The following is a 19953-nucleotide window of genomic DNA, read 5'->3' as shown; positions in this document are numbered from 1 at the left end:
AGTAATTTGGACTTTTGTTTTTGCTCAATTGAGGCTCTTCATGAAAATCATAGCCATAACTATGGTTAAAAAAAGGAACGACAAGTAAGTGAATTTACAACATTTTTTAGGCAAAAGAAAAGTTTGAATTACTTCATTCATAAATAGTGCTTTAATTCCGTTAAACTTGAAATGTGTCTCACTTCTCCATTAATGTCTGTGCTGTTAGGGGCGTAAAAAATGGCATCCATTCCAACATTCAAAGCTCCTTCAATATCCGCCTCGAGGCTATCCCCTATCATGATACTTTGCCCAGCTTCAGTCTTGGCTTGATTCAAGGCATATTGAAATATTTTAGGGTTGGGCTTCTTCACTCCAGCAATTTCGGAATTGGTAATGGTTCTAAAATAATGAGCGATTTTGGATTTATTGAGCTTACTGTGTTGTACTTCATCAAAACCGTTGGTGATAATGTGAAGTTGGTATTTACCTCCCAAATAGTTTAAAATCGAAACCGCATCAGCTACCAAATGATTGAACGAGGTAAGATGGGCTATATAATCCGAGGACAACTTGTGTATTTTTTTGGGTTCCACGGAAGTCTTTAGGGCTTTGAAGGTATCATCCAACCTTGCAAACCTTAACGCATCCTTCTCAATTTTTTCTTCACGATACAATTTCCAATAAGCAAAATTAATCGGGACGTAATGCTCTAAAAACTCATCTGGATTGACCTCGATGTGGTTCAAACCGAAAATTTTACGGAAGGTCAAGGCGGAATTCTTCTCAAAATCCCAAAGGGTATGGTCCAAATCAAAAAAAACGTCGGTGATTCCGTTAAGCTTCTTCATTGGCCGAATCTAAAATCATGTTGAACAATTCCTTAAAACCCTCCCATCTTGGCGAACTGCTAAAGGTATAGTTATGGAATACGGGAACGAACTCCCCATTTACCTTTTTCACCTCGTTAATAACCCCATTCAAAACCTGCTTTTTATCCAATAGGGATGCTGTTTTCAATAGAGCAAAATCCATCAAATGGAATGGGCAAATGCGCAACGGGGTCCGCACTTCATAGTCCAAATCATAAAACAAAAATGGTGTGCAAGATCCGGCCCTGAAGCCAATATGATTGACATAGCCCATGGTGTAATCCTGATTGATTTCCAGCTGCACCATATTCCGATAGGATTCGGGCAAACTAATTTTCGAAAAGGAAAATCGCGATGCTCTTAACGCCGTATTAATTACCTCCTCCATTGTCCGTTTTTCTTTTTTGAGGATTTCCAAATCATTTACGGCAAAATAGGATGCCTTAAGTCCCACATTGCAATAGTCTGCTAAATGTTTTATCAAAGAAATGAAACTGCGCTTGTTGATATTGATGCCTTTGTCATAGGTAGAATACGAGCCTATAAAGAAGCATACTAAAAACTTAAAGCCAACATGTTTCTGTCTGTTTATGATGTACTTAAAAGTGTCATAAGGGTCGTGCTTTAAACTGAAAAGCACCAAAAATCTTTCATATAACAGCTTGAATCTAAACCGAAAAAGGTCTTTAACAATGCCCCCCATCGTCCGCATAACACCTTTTAATTTGAAAGCGTAGGGCGCCGGGACGTCTATGATTGGCTTTACGCTGTACTCCCTTTTTGGAAATTCAAACTTTGGAAACTGTTGCATTAGGGCAGCCTTGAATTTATAAGCCCAAATATCCACTACCGGCTGGTGCAAAAAGTTGTGCTTAAATGCTAAACTTTCTTCGGCAGTAAACCGTCCGTACTCGTCCTTTACCTGCGGTAAATATTCTTCGTAACGAGACAGCAAATAAAATGAGGCCGCAAAAATATCAAAGGGCATGGCACTTTTGTCTCCATTGAAAAAAAAGCACTTGGTGTCTTCCCATTTTTGCACATTAATTTCCAAATCGGACAGTCCCTGCTCAAATAAAATATCATGGCTTTTGATAAAAAACTCATTGCCCAAATGCTGTTTGGTGTATGACATTTTTAAACTGTCGTGGGCAATAAATTCTTCAATTTTTGTGGTGAATTCTACCTTTATACCCAGTACTCGAGTGCAAATATGCTTAAAAACATATTTTAATCTTGGCGATATTTTATGGGTGTAAACTAGTAACATTCAGTATCAAATTCCAATCCTGATAGCTATCGGGACTAAACTCCAAATTCCAATAGAATCCTTTGGAATTTTGTAATTGATATTTGGAATTTTAAAGTAGTGATTCATCTGCAAAACTAAAATAGGCTTTTTCGGTTATAATAAGATGGTCTAAAACACGAATATCCAAACTTTGGGCAGCAGTTTTTAATTTTTGGGTAATATTTTTATCGGCTTGGCTTGGCTTTAAGGTTCCCGAGGGATGGTTATGTGCCAAGACCAAACCCGTGGCTCCAGTTTCCAAGGCGTTTTTCATGACCAAACGCACATCTACCAAAGTACCCGTAATACCTCCTTTGCTCAATTGGCTTTTTTGGATCACCTTGTTGGAATTGTTTAAATAGATAATCCAAAACTCCTCGTGCTCCAACTCGCCGATGACGGGTTGCATCAATTCAAAAACGGATTTGCTCGAAGTAATTTTTTTCTTTTCCAAGGCTTCCTCTCCCCTACGCCTCCGTCCCAGTTCCATGGCTGCCGTGATGGTTATGGCTTTCGCTTCGCCAATACCCTTAAAATCCATAAGTTGTTTTATGGACAATTTGCCCAGTTCGTTCAGGTTATTGTCCACGCTGGCCAAAATACGTTTGCACAGCGCTACGGCACTTTCGTCCCTGCTCCCCGACCCGATTAAAATGGCCACCAACTCTGCATCACTTAGCGCGGCTTTGCCTTTGTACAACAATTTTTCGCGGGGCTGGTCGTCCTGGTTCCAATGTTTTATGGAAAACGAACTCGGTTTTTCTTGCATTGGTTAAAGATATGTATTGTTGGGGAAAATGGGTTTTAATTTTGGTGAAAATTTGGGGTTGATTTTGTAAAAAGTATCATTAAAATTAGTTCTTTTGCTATTATGAAGGTGGCACAATATATGCTATAATTGTTTACATATCCATTGTTACAAAATGATAAAAACATACCTATACATAACATTATCCATTTTCATTAATTCGTCTTTTTCACAGAACGAATCTATAAAGGTATTAATTGAAAAAGCAAACAAACTGGATCTTGAAATGAGGGAGCTAGTAGAGTTTGCAAAAGAAAAGTATGAAAGCAAAGAACAATTAGCAAGGTTTTTCTATTATTGGACAAGCATAAACATTACATATGACCACAAATCACTTAATGATAAGAAAGAAGGATTAATCTCATTGGAGGAATACAGAAACATGCAATATGAACAACAAGTTTATAAAAATAGAAAAGGAGTCTGTGCTGGATATTCTAATCTTTATAAGTGGTTTATGGATAAAGTTGACATTGAGGCCGTTATAATAAGCGGACATATTCGGGATGAAAGAAATCATTATGTTGAATTAAACAAAGATGACAATTTTCGGCATGCCTGGAATGCAATCAAACTAAATAAAAAATGGATTCTTGTTGATACAACCTGGGGAACATCCAATGATAAAGAAGTTTCAGAATTCTATTTCGATATTAAACCAGAACTCTCTATTATTACCCATTTTCCTGAAGAAAGCAGATGGCAACTATTGAAAAAACCTCTTACTTTGAAGGAATTCAATAAATCTCAATTTGTTAAGCCAATTTGGTTTATGATCGGGTTTACAGAAATCCCTAAATTAATGTTCGACCAAGAATCTTATTATTTTGTTTTTGAAAAAATTCCTAAAAACAAATGGACAGTCGGCTTAAATTTTAGTTCTGATAATATTAATTTTAAGCCTATATATAATATTGAAGTTATTGATCAAGATAGTTTTATCTACTTTAAATTTGATAAGGATCAAATATCTAATCCAGCTTTTTTCAAAGTCAAAATTGCCAAATTTGAATATTTTGACAATGAATATATGAAGACAGAATACGACCATGTGATGAGCTTCAAATTACCATAACCCTCTACTTCCTTTGTGATGATATTGAATCGCTTTCCTCAACTCCTTTTCTCAAGACTTCACTCCCCGAAATTTCCCCAAAAAAGCTAGAAACATTTCCCTAATTAAATCGTCTTACTAAAAAATAATCCAAAAAAAACGCAATGGTTTTGAATTGTTGCGTCTTTATAGTTGAAGTGCTGATAAAAAAGCCTTTACATGAATCATCAATCAGAAAACAACAAAAAGCTAAACACCTTTTTTAGTGAGGAGTACCAATCGCTTAAATCTTACGTTAACTCTCGGCTAAAGGCCAGTGTTAACCGGGATGCAGAGGATATTATCCAGGACGTGGCTTTAAAATTGTTTTCGGGGGCGGACCGCTATTCGCCCATCAACAACGTGGCTGGTTTTGTGTACCATGCCGTTAAAAACAAGATTATCGACGTTATGAGAGCCACTAGCAAAACTCCGCCCTATCCCATCGAGAATATCGATTTTAAGTTGAACGCTTTTGTAGAATTGCTGTACGACACGGAGTCACAAGCCTATTCTGAAGAAATGCACGGCGAACTAAAAAAGGCCATTTTAGGACTGAAAACGGACTATAGAAATATCATTATCGCCGTGGATTTTGAAGGCTATAACTATCGAGAAATTTCAGAGGAAACGGGCATTCCTGTGGGCACGTTGATGTCCAGACGCCATCGTGCTATTTCCCAACTTTATAAAACATTAAAATCGAAACAAGAAACTATTAATTAAAACCATAGAAACATGTCAAATTTCTTTAAACATAAAATGAGGGGGAAGTCCCCGGGCGAAATTGTCGGAATGGTCATTTTCGGCATATTTGCCATCACTGGATTGGCCATATTGTTCGGATTCGTGCTGATGTGGCTTTGGAACTGGCTGATGCCGGACATTTTTGGGTTACCAACATTAACCTATTGGAAAGCCGTGGGGCTATTCATTCTCCTAAAAATACTAGTTGGAGGTTGCGGTAGCAGTAGTAAGAGCTCTTCCGACAAAGATAAGTCTTGTAAAACCAAAGGAAAGCGCGATTTTTCAAAATGGAAATATTACGACAAATTTTGGAAGGAAGAAGGCAACAAGGCCTATGAGGACTATTTGGAACGTTTAAACCAAGAGCCAGAGACCGATGACTAATTTCTTTTATTTTAACTACGCCATGCCTACGCAACTGTTTATCCTGAAAACGAACATACGATCATCGGAGCAAATCGAAAGGATACGGTACTTTTTTGAAAACAGCAAAAGCATCGTAAAATGGAGCTTGGATACCGAAGATATTGATAATGTTTTGAAAATTGAGGCCACCGCAAATTTAGATGAAGGCGATATCATCAATCAAATCAAAAGTGAAGGGTTTTATTGTGATCGATTGCCGGATTAGTAATCAATTCGTTTAACAAATTCTAACACACCCCTTACTCCCCTTACTTCGACAAGCTCAGCACAGGCTTTATAGAGGGAAACTTTTGCTCTTTAATTTCTAGATTGTTTTGGATATTGCTTCTTAATGTTTCGGATGATATCTTCCAGCCCGTTCAGTTTTAATTCGTAAACCTGACGGAGCATATCCCCGAGCTTTCCTTTGGGAAAGCCTTTACCGTGATACCAAACAATATAGTATTCCGGTAAATCAATCAAATACCTGTCTTTGTATTTTCCGTAAGGCATTTTGGTATGGGCCAAATCAATGAGGAATTGTTTATCAGGAAGCATTGGGTCAATTAACAGATTTAAATTCATCCAATTTTTGTAACTCTTTTTGTATATATCTTTCCCAAAGGATTTGGGCTTCCACCTGCCTGGAATAGTCTGTTTCGCTGTCGTATGCATCCTGCATTTCGGACAACTCCCTATTGATGGCGAGATGTACAGCTTTCAATTCTTTTCTAACGGCATTTGAAACTTCCAACTGGGCAATACGTTGCCTAAACTTTCGGGCATGCAATTCCGTAATATCAAAATGCAATTGCTCATGGCCCAAAATATGAGGTGTGCCCCTTTTGGCATCGTACCAAGATTGCTCAGGGTAAAAATGGGCGTGCACTTCAGAATCAAAACTTACCACACGTTCGTTGGAATGGCGTACGGAAAACCCAAAGGTTATTCCAGAAGCCGTGACTGCAACGGCACTTCCCAAATTTTTGGGCTTACCTTTAAAATCTTCCCAAGATAATTTATAGGCTGCGTTCCAAGATAACACGGGTTCAGTATCACTTTGAACAAAAAGGCAACAGAAAAAAAGCAGGAATACTCTAAGCATTAAAATCTACCAAAGTTTTCAATAGAACGCCAAAATATCTCAGCTTATTGCTCTACTTCAACAATGGATAAATCGTCGTACTTCACCAAATACACGGCATCGTTGTAATACCCTCCAAACATTTTCTTTTTGTAAGCAAACTTGTTCTCAACATAAGCCGTTAAAGGTGCCTCGTTGGCCGACAGGTATAAATCTTCAGAGGTAACCAGACGCAATACAACATCCATTGTTAAATCGAAACCCTTTACGGCACGTCGGTTTGGCGTTAAATTGTAAATGCGCTCATATTGTTCCACAAAACCCTTGTTTTCTTCTTCGTTATAACTTTTTGAAGCGGTAGCATAGGTGAAATTTAACTTGGCAAGGTGCGTGTTATTAATTTCGTCTCCTTCAAAAGCACCATTAAACCTAGTGGTGGCTAAAACAATGTTTATTTCATCTTCCTTTGATTCCTTATCTTCCTTCTGTATCAATGACGCCAAAATACTAGTCACATTTGATGCAAAACCTTCATTTTGTGTTTCTAAAAACACCAAATTGTCACCTGCCTGCAAAGCTTCCTTAATATCGTCCACCAATACATAGTTTTCGTCCTCGCCCTCTTTATTTTTTCTGGAGTAAATAATTTTTGCAGCATTAAACTCGCGCTTTAACGCATTGGCAATCTCCATATTTTTGGAATCTGCGATAATAATGATCTGTTTTGGCAAACTATCAGTTTTAACAAAATTCACAATTTTATCCTTCAACAAATCGTCAGAAGGTCTTGACTGGAATACGTTATCATATAGCTTTAGATCCGTCCCAATTGGCGAAACAACAGGTACGTTAGATTTCCTAAGCTCGGAAGCAACAATTTCGAAGTTTTTGCCTACCAAGGGGCCAATGACCGCATCCACATTTTCAAAATCGCTATCCTTTAATAACCTTGAAACCGCTGAGGGTTGGTTTTTGGTATCGAAAACGTCTACTTTTAATGATACCCCTAGTTTTTTTAAGGAATCGAGAGCCATCAATACCCCGGAATAGAAATCCAAGGACACATCCAAATACGGATCCTTTTCAATGCTTCTTTTGGTTTCGGAAATGGAGTCAAATTCAACACGATTCAAACGAAATGGCAACATCACCGCAATGTGCTTTGTTTCATAATCCTTGATGCGTCCTACTAAATTGGTAGCTTCAGCTTCCTCCCCAATAACTTCTGAAGATTCAGAAAAAGGAATTTTTAAAATCATTCCTGCTTTTAAACCACTTTCTGCTAAACCCGGATTAAGCGCTTCAATGTCCTCCTGTTCCAACCCTAGTTTCAGCTTTAATCGGTAAAAGCCTTCTTTTGGCAACACCTTGTAGTAGCTGTATTTTTCATCCACCAATTTTTCTTCACCTTCATCAATATTAGGCACATAAATTTGTTGCCCTTCCTGCAATACCTCACCCATATTCGGGTTTAAGGCTTCCAATTCGGCAATGGTAATTCCGAATTTATAAGCGATGCGCCATTTGCCCTCTTTTGGTTGGACGATGTAGGTTTTATTCGTTTCTACTTCCTCTTCTACCTTTCTTATTTTGAAAACCGGAATTTGCAATTTATCGCCCTTTCGAAGATTACTGGCATATAAAAACGTATTGTATTTTTTGATGTCCTCGACAGCTATATCATATTTTTTGGCAATACCGAAAAGGGTTTCCTTCCGTTTGGTTTTATGCTTTTTGAAGCCTTGTAATTCCTTAACTTCCGTTATTTTCGGTTTTTTCGCTTTTGAAATCGGTATGATTAAAATAGTATTGGGCTTCAATCCTTTTTTAGCATCAGGATTTAAAGAATAAATATCAAAAGGAGTGACAAAATAGCGCTTGGCGATTTCCTCAATCGTCTCTCCTTTTTTCACTTGATGTGTACTATAGTTTTGGGCACTGACGGATGTAAAACCAAACATCAAAACCACGATTAGGACCCTAAAAAATCTATTCATTCCTGTTGTTTTATAAGCTGAACCTCTATCCAATAATTATATACGTATGATAGTTGAGATAAAGACTACAAGCCGTTCTTTTAATGTGGATTGCATATAACATGCCAAAATCCCAAGTATCCACCAATATTCAAAAATAACGTTTTAAACGAAATTATATTGACTATTACTTTGACACATCTTTTTGAAAAAAGACACTTACTCCCATTCAATGGTGGCCGGGGGTTTTGAACTAATGTCGTAAACCACTCGGTTTACACCTTTAACCTTATTGATAATATCGTTAGACGTTTTTTGAAGAAATTCATAGGGCAGATTTACCCAATCGGCCGTCATGCCGTCCGTACTTTCAACCGCACGTAGTGCCACACACTTTTCATAGGTACGCTCATCCCCCATCACACCAACACTGTTTACGGGCAATAACATGGCGCCTGCCTGCCAAACTTTATCATAAAGCCCCCACTCCTTAAGTCCGTTGATAAAAATATAATCTACTTCTTGAAGCATTCGTACTTTTTCAGCGGTAATATCCCCTAAAATACGGATACCCAATCCAGGCCCAGGGAAGGGGTGACGCCCTAATAATTCAGGATCAATACCCAGAGTGGCTCCAACCCGCCTCACTTCATCCTTAAAAATCGCTTTTAAAGGCTCAACAATTTTAAGCTTCATAAAATCAGGCAAACCACCAACGTTGTGATGGCTTTTTATAGTTGCTGAAGGTCCTCCCGTAGCCGAAACACTTTCAATTACATCTGGGTAAATTGTGCCTTGGGCCAACCAAATCACATCTTTCAATTTATGGGCCTCATCATCAAATACTTCAATAAAGGCATTTCCAATCGCTTTACGTTTCTTTTCCGGGTCTTCGATACCTTTTAGCGCATCCAAGAAGCGTTGTGAGGCATCGACACCTTTTACGTTAAGCCCCATACCCTCATATTGCGCCAACACATTTTGAAATTCGTTTTTGCGCAATAGACCGTTGTTCACAAAAATGCAGTACAAATTTTTTCCAATCGCCTTGTTTAAAAGCACCGCCGCTACGGTAGAATCAACACCTCCCGAAAGTCCTAAAACCACTTTGTCGTTACCCACTTTTTCCTTGATGGCGGCAACGGTTTCTTCCACAAAAGATTGGGGTGTCCAATCTTGATGGATGCCTGCAATGCTTACCAAAAAGTTTTCTAAAACCTGCTTCCCATCAGTAGAATGATACACTTCCGGATGAAATTGAATGGCATAGGTTTCCTCGCCATCAATGCGATACGCTGCATTTTCCACATCATGCGTACTGGCAATCAAAACACCATTGGTTGGTAATTGTTTTATCGTATCGCTATGGCTCATCCAAACCTGGCTTCCTGTATGGATATGTGCCAAAAATGGCTCGTTTCCTTTAATAAAAGAAAGGTTGGCTCTACCGTATTCACGCGTGTTAGAAGGTGCAACTTCACCACCAGAAAAATGGGCCAGATATTGGGCACCATAACAAACGGCTAAAATGGGCTTTTTCCCTCTAATTTCCGAAAGGTTGGGATGCAATGTATCTTCACCACGTACCGAATTTGGGCTACCTGACAGAATTACTGCCTTATAGTCTTCTAAATCTGGCGGCATTTTATTGAATGGATGAATTTCGGAGTAAATGTTGAGTTCCCTAACTCTACGGGCAATAAGCTGTGTGTATTGCGATCCGAAGTCTAGAATAAGTACCTTATCATGTTGCATGCGCAAAAATAGGAATTGATTTTTTATTGAGGGATGCGGATTATTGATTTTTTAGGTGATTTTTTTGAACATTTTTTGTGGATAACCGAAAGCTTTCAAAACCCTTCAATTCAATTTGCTGGCATTTGATTTGCTCGCCATAAAACCCTATTTTTAACAAAAAAGACCAGCCATGAAACCCTTTTCTTTCGCTATTTTTTTGTGTTTTCTTGCGTTGAATTATTTGTCTTCTCAAAATGAAAAGCAAATTGACAGCCTACTTCAAACTTATAAATCTCAACCCGAAAGCATTGAAAAGGCACAAACGGCGCATGAGCTTTTTAGATTACATAGGCACAAAAGTCCCAAGGATGCCTTCAAATATGCCCGTTTAGGACTACAACTGTCTAAAAAAATAAATTATGACAAGGGTATCGGTTTGGGTTACCTTAACTTGGCATATTACTACAGGTTTCTGCCCAACCAAGATTCCAGCAGATATTATTTCGAGAAGTCGACTAAAAAGCTTGCAAAAACACGTCTCAAAGAAACACATTGGTTCGCCTTAAATGAATATGCCATTTTTGAAACCATTCAAGGTGACTTTGATAAAGCCTTGAAGTTGGCCGATGAGGGTTACGATATCGCCCTGGCATTAAATCATGGCACACATATGGTTGACAATCTTCAACGAAAAGCCACTATTTATATGGACAACGGGGAATTTAAATTGGCCATGGAAGAGACGTTGAAAGCAAATAAGGTATTGGATACCATAACCCCAGAAAACAAAGTTGGAAAAGCCATTGCTTTGGCCGACATAGGTAGAATAGAGATGTTGCGAGGAAATTACAAAAAGGCAATAGCTCCGCTTGAAGCGTCCTTGGAGAAATTTAAGGGGTTGGACAGACCGTACTGGGAATCTACCATGTTTATGGAGGTTGCCAACGTTTATTGGTACTTAAAAGAATACGATAAAGCTCTTGAAAATTACAAGGAAAGCTTGAGAATTGGCCAAAAGATTAAAAGAGACGACCTAGTTGCTGCTAATTATAGCAATATGGCAGATATTTATTCCAGAAACGGTGAGCACAAAAAAGCTTTGAATATGCTCGAAAAATCGCAGGCTATTACAAAGAAAATAGGCTCTACCAATAATCTTATCATTGGACATAATCAAATTGGAGAGGTTGCTGTTAGGATAAAGGACTACAAAAGGGCTATCAAAAACTACAGTAAAGGTATTCAACTGGCCGACTCTATAAATGCGTTGGATGTGATCCGAGACAGTTATCACGGACGATCTATCGCTAATGAAAAATTAGGAAATTATGTTGCTGCCCTAAGCGACCAAAGACAATATCAAATCTATAACGACAGCCTATTTAATGAAACAAAAGCAAAACAAATTGACGAGTTAAAAGCCCAATATGAAGCTGAAAAGAGAGAGCAACAAATTCAACTTCAAAAAAGAGAAATTGATTTATTAGAAAAGAAAAGCGAAATCAACACCCTTTATATGGTATTACTAGGTTTCGGTTTGTTGTTGTCTCTAATTGGTTTCTACGCATTAAGACAAAAGTTGAAACGCAGTAAAACCGAAAAAGAAAAATTGAATCTTGAACTGGATTTTAAAAAGAAAGAGCTCACAACCCACGCCCTGCATTTGGCCAAAAAGAACGAGGTTTTAGAAAACCTTAAACAACAAGCCCAGGAATTTAAAACTTCCGAAAATTCAAAACGAGGGTTTAACAAATTAATCCGGACTATTGATTTTGATTTGAAGGACGACAATAATTGGGAAAACTTTAGCCGTTATTTCGAACAAGTACACAAGGATTTTAACTCCACCGTTAAACAGAAGTTCCCTGAGGTGACTTCCAACGAACTCCGATTGATGGCACTTTTAAAGATGAATTTGTCTTCCAAGGAAATTGCCAATATTTTGAACGTCTCTCCCGAGGGCATTAAAAAAGCACGCTACCGATTGCGTAAAAAACTAGGGATTACTACAGAGGATTCGTTACAGGATTTGGTGTTGAGTCTTTAAACCATTCTAAAAGTGATTGCGTGTCAACCTGAATTTATTTCAGGTTCTCATAATAATTGCAACTAATACGTTGAGATTCTGAAACAAGTTCAGAATCGCAGGACACCTCAACATACTTTTAGTTTCTATAACGTCAAGATCAAAAATTCCTGATTTAAGGGTTGCAAGCTTTTTTTTAAACTAGGAATCAAAGGCTTTCCGTACTCCAAGTAAAACTCTGAAAAATTGGCGTTGCGCTCCTGCAAACTGCTATTGGGAAACAGTTCATTTTGAATATCTGTCATTCGGGACACCTCATCCGAAAGCTTTCGTTTTTGGGCTTTTAATAAACGTTTTTCAAGATAGTCCAATCCCTTCAACTGCCTCGTTTCTTGCGCTTTTACAGCTCCAATGTATGATTCATCAGTTTGTTCTGCAAGTTTGTACAAATCCTTAAACTGTTGTTCCAAATGCTTTCTCTGATCTGAAAAATCAATATCAATATTTGAAATCTGCCTCACCTTTTTATTGATAAAGGCATCTTTTTTTAGAAAAATATCTTCATTTGAAATATTTAGTTTTTGAAGTTTTTTGGCCTGCTTCTCAGTTTTAATCAGCACGGAATTTCTCAATAAAAGTATTGAAAAAGTCACTTCAACAGCGTCAAAATAGGATTTCAATTGCAACCAATAGGCCAATTCGCCACCACCGCCGATATAGCACAAATTAGGAAGAATAACTTCTTGATACAACGGGCGCATTATCACATTTGGAGAAAAGTGTTCCGGCGCTTCATTCAGACGTTTTAGGATTTCACTCTTGCTCCAAACGATATCTGTGTTTAATACCTTAAACTTTTCATCTTCAAAAACAATACGCTCACGCAAGTTTTCTTGTAAATAGAATAAGTTGATTTCTCTGGGATTCACCTGAATTTTATAGTCCCCGGAAACCCCTACCAGTCTTTCATTTGTTTCGGAAACCGTTTCAAAAGCTTTCTGATCAATCAACTCTTTTTCCATATAAGGCACAAACAATCGCTTTAAATCGGCATCGTTTCCATCAACGATAACCAAACCGTAGCCCTTAAAAAGTTCATTTGCTAAAAATCGGGTTGCATCCGTGAGATTATCATGGTCCGAATATGCTTTTTTAAATAGTTCCTTTAAAGCTTCAGCATTTGTACTACTGCCCAAATCCGCAGAAAACAATTCCAAAACCTCATCCAAACCTACAGTGGACAACTCCCCAACGGCCCCTCCTGCTTTTCTATTCCATTGAAATTTTTTGCCCTTAAAATTGAAATAATTGATTTCTTCAAAATCGTGATCTTCCGTAGCCATCCAATAGATAGGTACAAAATCGTATTCAGGGTATTCCTGTTTTAGTTCCTCCGAAAGATTTATGGTTGAAATTATTTTATACAGAAAATATAATGGTCCCGAAAAAAGGTTTAATTGATGGCCTGTTGTGATGGTAAATGTATTCTCAGAATATAAACGCTCAATATTCTGTATGGTCGCTTCTGAAGTTTCAAGGTTCTCGTACTGTTTTTTAAGAGCTTCGGTTAAAGTAATTCGCGACTGGACAGAAAAAGACAACTTTTTTTCCTCGATTTGCGCCTCGAAATTTTCCAATTTTGGGAATCGATTATAAAAAGGCATTAAATCCGATTTCTCATCCAAGTAATCACAAATTAGGGAAGAAAAGTAGCCCGTATCTTTAAAAGGAAGGTATTCCTGTTGCATATTTTAATTAAAAACATGTAAATATACAGCTATTCCAATTTTTGAAATCTAAAAATTAAGTTAAGAGCTATTTTAAAGTGCTCTAAACTGAAAGGTATCAGAATGGGATGCATTTCCTACGACATCTTTGGTTACTATTTTCCAATAATAAATACTACCAGAAGTGACAGAAACGCTTTGTTGTGTGGTTGCTACGTCACTTGCATGCAAAATTGGAGGGTTGACAGTCCCGAAATATACATCGTAACCCGAAATATCGTTGTCCACATCGCTACCCGTCCATTGCAGGGTAACGTTTGGTCCATTTACGGATGCTGCCATAGATGGAGAATCTAGAGTAGCTGGAAAAGGCGCATAAGTTTCTACCCCGGTGCCCGCGTTGTAGAATTTCCAAGTTTCGCTTTTTTCGGTTTTGGATCCTGCAGTAGATTCTACATACCACGAATATGGGGTGGCTCGATCTAATGTAATTCCAATTTTATCTTGATTGGTGGTTTCCTGTATTTCAGCACCGTTGATCAGATTTGAAACAAATATGGTGTAACTTTCAGCAGTGGTGCTCGCTTCCCATTCAAACACAACTGTGCTTTGGGTCGAGGTGATGTCCGTACCTACATTGCACAAACCATCCTCATGTGGAAACTGCAGATTGACAATCAATGGATTAGGCTGGTTCGGTCCTCCTTGGTTGTTGGGGTCTTCCCCTCCACCTCCGTCATTATTTGAAGATTTACTGCATCCAAATAGCGAAATCCCTAAATAGAATATGTAAAATAATCGTCTCATTTCTTCACAATTTTAAAGGTTGATGTGCGACTTTTTGATTGAATCAATACTGTATAAACACCCGACGAAAACTGACTTGAATCTACCCTTAAATTTCTTTTTTCTTTTGCTGAAACGGTTTCAGCATGCACCAATTGCCCCAAATAGGAATACACATTTACGGCGGATTCTTCTTCACTTAAATCACCTAAATATATGTCAAAAGTATCACCGAATGGATTGGGGTACACAAACGTTTCGTCTGAGATAAAAATCTGCTTTTCAAAAGTCCCTTGACATTCCAAATCCGTGGAAATTTTAATGGAATTGGCACCATCTTCCAAACTTAAGGCAATTTCCGATTCACTTGTGGTGAACTGAAATCCGTTAAACTCCACATGGTAATTAGAACTACCCGACATTTGAAAGGTTGCCTTTTTTGAATTTCCCTGTTTTCCAGTTATTACCGATAAATGCTCTGGATGCCTGATAACGACATCATAACACCTCATAAAATCCGGAAACTCATCCAATGTTAAACAGAGCCTATACGTTCCGGCCACAAGATTTAAGATGTTGATTTCATTAGTGAAAGTGTATTCTTTGCTAAAAATATCACTGGTCAACAATGCTTTGTAAACGTAGTGCTCTTTGGTAACAATATTTATTTTGCCATCATTGTTATTCAAGCAGGTCTCGTCTGTAATCAAAATGGTAAAATTGTCCTCGGGCAATATTGAAAAACGGCATCCAAATAAATCCACCGGAACACCAAAGGGTGTTCCCGGACACAAATCATCTTCGTTGGCCACCCCATCGTTATCGGCATCGTCACAGACGGTCTGATAACTTGCAGATGGATCTTTGAACCAACTATCGTAATCCCCGTTAACATTGGATATTACCGCGATGGGGTCATCCACCAAAATACAGCTTAAGTCTGGGTTTCCAGTAGCATTGAATTGATTTAAAATAGCATTTGCACCGTTTTGAAGGTTCAATTTATCCTGAATAAATGCATTTGAGGAACATCTTAGCTCCGTCAATTTGGTGTTGAGGGTAACATCCAATTCTTCCAATTGGTTGCCCGAACATCGCAGAACTTGTAAATCGGTCAATAAACTTACATCCAAAGCCGTAAACAAATTGCCCGAAATATTGAGCACAGTTAGTCCCAAATTAGAATCTGTATCGATGCTTGACAAACTATTACGTGAAACATCCAACACTTGCAAGTTGGGCAAATTGGAAATATCTAATGTTGCGAATTGATTTCCTGAAGCATTTAAATTGGATAAAGTAATATTGGCACTTAAATCTACCGTGGTTAAACTATTGCCCTCTATGTCCAAAGTTAACAAAGCCTCAAAATCAGCGATTCCAGTTAAATCCGCAATATTTTTATTGCTCACGCTTAAAGACGTTACTCTCTCAATATTTACAGTCGGTACATAATCGTCCATAGGACCGGCATCATAGCCCAAATCTATCAAGGCCTGCTCAAAATTATCATCCGGCACATACGTTTCGCCAAAATGACAATCGATAGCGTAATTCGTTGTTGCATCCTTCAACCACGTGACCCCAGCCGGCGCGTTGCCATTATCCGTTTGAATACAATTCAGGTCAGAATTATTTTGAGCGTCCAAATTGGACAAGCTCGGATTTTGACCGTTTTGTAAGTTCAAAACCTCCAAGGCGTTTGTAGCACAGCTTAAATTGGTCAATGCAGTATTCGCGGTAAAATCCAACTCAACTATCATGTTTTCATTGCAATTAAAGATTTGCAACGTTGGAATGTCCTCGGGCACAAACTCTGAAAATTCATTATTTGAAATATTCAGATTAACAAGATTTGTGTTTGCGCTTAAATCCACATCGGAAATCATATTTCCTGAAAGATTCAAAATACTTAAAGCAGGATTATTGCTCAAATCCACTTCGGAAATCGCATTATTAGCACAGTTAAAATCCTCCATAGCGATAAAATCCTCAATCCCAGTTAAGTCAACAATACCCTCAGCACTAACATCCAAATTGGTAACCACTTCAATATTTGCAGTTGGTACATAATCGTCCAAAGGACCGACATCATAACCTAAACCTATTAAAGCCTGCTCAAAATTATCATCAGGGACATAGGTTTCGCCAAATCGACAATCGGTACTGTATTCTGCTATTGCATCTTTTAGCCAGTTCGCTCCAATATTGTTTTCATCGTCCACCTGAATACAGAACAAATTGGGGTTTCCAGTGGCCACAAAACCAGAAATTTCATTATTTATTCCGTTTTGGATATTCACAAAATCGAATTGGTTATTCGACACATTGATGGTAATCGAATTTGGACAAAAGTCTTCATTTGCTGGACACGTTCCCGTACCTATCGTCGACAAATCCAGATCATTTTCCAAAAGGTTATTGCTACAATTCAACGTTTTCAGTTGATTCAAATTTGCAGACAATTCCAAAGATGATAAACTATTATTGCTAACATTCAATTCGATTAAATTCGGATTATTTCTGGCATCCATATCCGTCAATTGATTGCCATTTACCACAAGATATTTGAGTAATGGCAAAGTACTTAAAACTGCACTGAGTTCATTTATTTGATTGTTACCCAAAATTATTCGCTCCAAGTTTGTGGAAGACACATCATTTATTTCAGACAGGTCATTATTTGACCCTGAAAGCAATATCAGATTAGTATTTGCTGATAAATTAACATCCGTTAGTTCATTGTCCGAAAAATTCAAAACCTCCAAAGCTACGTTGGCCGTAATATTAAGTTGGGTTAAACTATTGGCTCTACAGTTCAATTCTGTCAACCCCAAACATCGATTGACGGTCAAGTTTGCAAGGGTATTATTTGCGCAGCTCAATTCACTTAAAGTAAAGTTATCTGCAGTATAGGTGGTAAGGTTTGAAATTTGATTATTGTCACAATTCAGCTCCACCAAACTTGTATTGTTGCTAATATCCAAAAGCGCCAATCGGTTATTGGAGCAATCGAGTACTTCCAAATTCGTGTTTAATGTTACATTCAAATCGGCCAAATCATTATGGGCACAGAACAAAGTTGTTAAACTTGGGGTTGCCGTTATGTTTAAAACTCCATTGGGGTTAGCCACATTGGAAGTCAAAAAATAATTGGATCCACAATACAATCGTTCTAAATTGACCATTCCGCTAATATCCAATTCATCTAAATAATTATTGCTACAATCCAACTCTACTAAAGAAGAAAATGCCTTTATACCCTGAAGGTTTTGAATATTTTCACCACTTACATTTAATGATTCTAAATATTCGATGCTGGCCGTCAACACTTGATTGTCTGGCACACCAAAATCGATACCCAAATCAAGTAAAGCCTGTTCAAAATTATTGTCGGGAATTGGGGTGTACCTATTATTTTCGCAATCTGCATTGTATGTCGCGATCGGGTCTATCGTCCAGCCTGCAGGAATATTTCCTATAACTGCTGGGTCCACATTTATGCAAAATAGATTGGGGTTGGTTGTCGCATTGAAAAACGTAGTATTTGTATTATTTCCATTTCTGATATCTACAAACTCCAATGGATTATTATTACAATTGATACTCGTTAAATTAGTGTTTGCTACCAGATTTAATGTAACGATTTCGTTCCCAGAACAATTCAATGTTTGTAATCCCGCAAAATCCTCAATACCCGTCAAATCAGAAATATTAAGACTGCTAATATCCAAATTGGTTTGTGCATTAATATTACCAGTTGGCACGTAATTGTCCAAAGGCAGGGTATCCCATCCCAAGTTTACCAGTGCTTGTTCAAAATTATTGTCCGGCACATAGGTGCCGCAATTTATGGCATAAGAAGCTGTGGCATCAACCGCCCAGGTTACACCACCGGGAACAGCACCTGTATCAGTTTCAATACAGGATAAATCTGCATTGTTTATTGCGCTAAAAATTGAAAGGTTTGGGTTTTGCCCATTCCTAATATCTAATGCCCGTAAAGCATTGGATTCACAATTAAAATCTGTTAAAGCGGGTAAACTGCTTACATCTAAAGATTGAAGTGAGTTATTGGAGCAATCTAAATTTGTTAAGGCCACATTATTGCTGACATCCAAAGTATTAAGCGCATTGTTTGAGATATTCAGAACTGCCAAATTTGAAAGGCTACCCAAATCTACCTGAATCAAATCATTGTTAGAAACATTAAAATTTGAAAGGGCGGATAGGTTGGAAATGTCAACCATTTCGATATTGTTACCACTACAATTGAGTGTTTGCAAGGCCACAAAATCTTCAATCCCTATCAAACTGTCTATATTTGAATTGGACACATCCAGAGTTAGCAAACCACTAATATTTGCCGTCAACACCAAATTATCGAGGATGGTATCATGTCCAAGGTCAATGAGGGCTAGCTCAAAATTATCATCAGGTACGTAGGTATAAATATCGGCGCAAGTTGTTTCGGCATAATACGTCCAATCGTCTTTTGACCAATTGGCATTGGGCATAAAACCGGCATCCACCTGAATACAGGATAAATCGGGATTATTTTCAGAATTAAAATAGGTTATTAAATCGTTATGACCATTAGCAACGGTCAAAGTAGTCAATTGGTTGTTGGATACATTGATAGAAGATGCATCCTGACAGGGCGTTATGGGGTCGGTCTGTGGATTGGGACAAACCAAGGTATTTAACGCACTCAAATCCAATGTCGCTATGGAATTATTTGCGAGGTTCAATACCTTTAAATTCGTATTTGCCGATAAATTAATGCCGGCAAGCTGATTAGATGCGCATAGCAGGTTTTCTAAATTGACATTATTATCAACCTGCAAAACACCAATTCGATTACCGGACACGGACAATCGCGTCAATTCAGTATTGAGGTTTACATTTAAAGTATTGATTCTATTTTCAGAGCAGTCCAGGCTTTTTAAAAGCGTATTGCTACCAACATTTAAAACCGCTATCTGATTAATGGAGCAATCCAAATCTTCCAAATCGAGATTATTGGATACATCCAAAGTTGCCAGCTCATTAGCGCTACAGAGCAATGTTCTTAAATTTGCATTACTAGAAACATCCAGGTTTACTAAATTATTGTTGCTACAAATAAGAGTTTCTAAACTGGAAAAATCTTCAATTCCCGTTAAATCAGAGGCACCAATTTCACTAATTATCAAAGACTTAACATTGGCAATTCTATCGGTAAGCACTAAACCATTATTAGCCGTCCCGTCCCCCATACTACTATCGTCACCAACGGGGACAACACCCCCGTTAGCATCATGGGTCTCCAAATACTCCTCAAAATTAACATCGGGTATTGCCGTGTTTTGCGATTGCACGGTGGAAATCACAGACAGCAAGGTTAAAACAAAAAAGGCAGTCCTCATTTTACGATTTTTCA

15 protein-coding genes are annotated in these 19953 nt (G+C 38.0%); 5 read left to right on the top strand and 10 right to left on the bottom strand.

From position 1 onward, the window contains the following. Positions 1 to 137: 137 nt before the first annotated feature. The 3 genes from H7U19_RS04015 to radC all read right to left on the bottom strand — a co-directional run bounded on the left by H7U19_RS04015 (position 138) and on the right by radC (position 2911). Entirely contained in the window at positions 138 to 830 is a 693-nt protein-coding gene (locus tag H7U19_RS04015; protein ID WP_186559114.1) for a YjjG family noncanonical pyrimidine nucleotidase, read from the bottom strand. Further along, positions 817 to 2121 carry a polysaccharide deacetylase family protein gene (locus H7U19_RS04010; protein WP_186559112.1) on the bottom strand — a complete coding sequence of 435 codons (1305 nt, stop codon included), beginning with the start codon at positions 2119 to 2121 and terminating at the stop codon, positions 817 to 819. Before H7U19_RS04010 ends, H7U19_RS04015 begins: the two co-directional genes overlap by 14 nt. A 91-nt stretch (positions 2122 to 2212) precedes the next feature. Continuing rightward, entirely contained in the window at positions 2213 to 2911 is a 699-nt protein-coding gene (radC, locus tag H7U19_RS04005) for a RadC family protein (RefSeq protein ID WP_186559110.1), read from the bottom strand. A 265-nt stretch (positions 2912 to 3176) separates the two neighbouring features. Here radC and H7U19_RS04000 point away from each other — a divergent pair, with 265 nt between their 5' ends. The 4 genes from H7U19_RS04000 to H7U19_RS03985 all read left to right on the top strand — a co-directional run bounded on the left by H7U19_RS04000 (position 3177) and on the right by H7U19_RS03985 (position 5421). Beyond that, the gene (locus H7U19_RS04000; RefSeq protein ID WP_186559109.1) at positions 3177 to 4025 is read left to right on the top strand and encodes a transglutaminase domain-containing protein; all 849 of its coding nucleotides are present in this window, start codon (positions 3177 to 3179) and stop codon (positions 4023 to 4025) included. A 198-nt stretch (positions 4026 to 4223) separates the two neighbouring features. After that, complete coding sequence (locus H7U19_RS03995) at positions 4224 to 4769, top strand: RNA polymerase sigma factor (protein ID WP_186559107.1); 546 nt, start codon at positions 4224 to 4226, stop codon at positions 4767 to 4769. A gap of 12 nt (positions 4770 to 4781) precedes the next feature. Next, on the top strand, positions 4782 to 5174 hold the full coding sequence (locus tag H7U19_RS03990; protein WP_186559105.1) for a hypothetical protein: 393 nt from the start codon (positions 4782 to 4784) through the stop codon (positions 5172 to 5174). Further along, positions 5167 to 5421, top strand: a complete 255-nt coding sequence (locus tag H7U19_RS03985; protein WP_186559103.1) for a hypothetical protein — start codon at positions 5167 to 5169, stop codon at positions 5419 to 5421. Before H7U19_RS03990 ends, H7U19_RS03985 begins: the two co-directional genes overlap by 8 nt. Before the next feature lie 92 nt (positions 5422 to 5513). On the opposite strand, the gene H7U19_RS03980 is transcribed toward H7U19_RS03985, so the two are convergent. The 4 genes from H7U19_RS03980 to guaA form a co-directional block, all read right to left on the bottom strand. Continuing rightward, positions 5514 to 5753 (bottom strand): DUF3820 family protein, encoded by a 240-nt coding sequence (locus tag H7U19_RS03980; RefSeq protein ID WP_186559894.1) that lies wholly within the window; start codon positions 5751 to 5753, stop codon positions 5514 to 5516. A gap of 4 nt (positions 5754 to 5757) precedes the next feature. Further along, positions 5758 to 6300, bottom strand: a complete 543-nt coding sequence (locus H7U19_RS03975) for a DUF922 domain-containing protein (protein WP_186559101.1) — start codon at positions 6298 to 6300, stop codon at positions 5758 to 5760. A gap of 44 nt (positions 6301 to 6344) precedes the next feature. Then, positions 6345 to 8276 carry a PBP1 and LysM peptidoglycan-binding domain-containing protein gene (locus H7U19_RS03970; RefSeq protein ID WP_186559099.1) on the bottom strand — a complete coding sequence of 644 codons (1932 nt, stop codon included), beginning with the start codon at positions 8274 to 8276 and terminating at the stop codon, positions 6345 to 6347. 198 nt (positions 8277 to 8474) lie between these two features. Next, the gene (guaA, locus tag H7U19_RS03965; RefSeq protein ID WP_186559089.1) at positions 8475 to 10010 is read right to left on the bottom strand and encodes a glutamine-hydrolyzing GMP synthase; all 1536 of its coding nucleotides are present in this window, start codon (positions 10008 to 10010) and stop codon (positions 8475 to 8477) included. Between the two features lie 172 nt (positions 10011 to 10182). Between guaA and H7U19_RS03960 the strand changes: the two genes are divergently transcribed. Next, positions 10183 to 12039 carry a tetratricopeptide repeat protein gene (locus tag H7U19_RS03960; RefSeq protein ID WP_186559081.1) on the top strand — a complete coding sequence of 619 codons (1857 nt, stop codon included), beginning with the start codon at positions 10183 to 10185 and terminating at the stop codon, positions 12037 to 12039. 125 nt (positions 12040 to 12164) lie between these two features. Here H7U19_RS03960 and bshC read toward each other — a convergent pair whose 3' ends face one another. The 3 genes from bshC to H7U19_RS03945 form a co-directional block, all read right to left on the bottom strand. Further along, a complete protein-coding gene (gene bshC, locus H7U19_RS03955; RefSeq protein WP_186559073.1) occupies positions 12165 to 13766 on the bottom strand; it encodes a bacillithiol biosynthesis cysteine-adding enzyme BshC in 1602 nt (533 codons plus the stop codon). Positions 13767 to 13838: 72 nt separating this feature from the next. Continuing rightward, positions 13839 to 14552, bottom strand: a complete 714-nt coding sequence (locus H7U19_RS03950) for a hypothetical protein (RefSeq protein ID WP_186559063.1) — start codon at positions 14550 to 14552, stop codon at positions 13839 to 13841. Further along, entirely contained in the window at positions 14549 to 19939 is a 5391-nt protein-coding gene (locus H7U19_RS03945) for a T9SS type A sorting domain-containing protein (RefSeq protein ID WP_186559061.1), read from the bottom strand. Before H7U19_RS03945 ends, H7U19_RS03950 begins: the two co-directional genes overlap by 4 nt. Positions 19940 to 19953 lie beyond the last annotated feature (14 nt).

The organism is Hyunsoonleella aquatilis (assembly GCF_014270105.1).
In the GTDB taxonomy this organism is placed as follows: Bacteria; Bacteroidota; Bacteroidia; order Flavobacteriales; family Flavobacteriaceae; genus Jejuia; species Jejuia aquatilis.
Note: the sequence above shows the minus strand (reverse complement) of the source record. Positions and strands in the feature narration are given on the sequence as shown.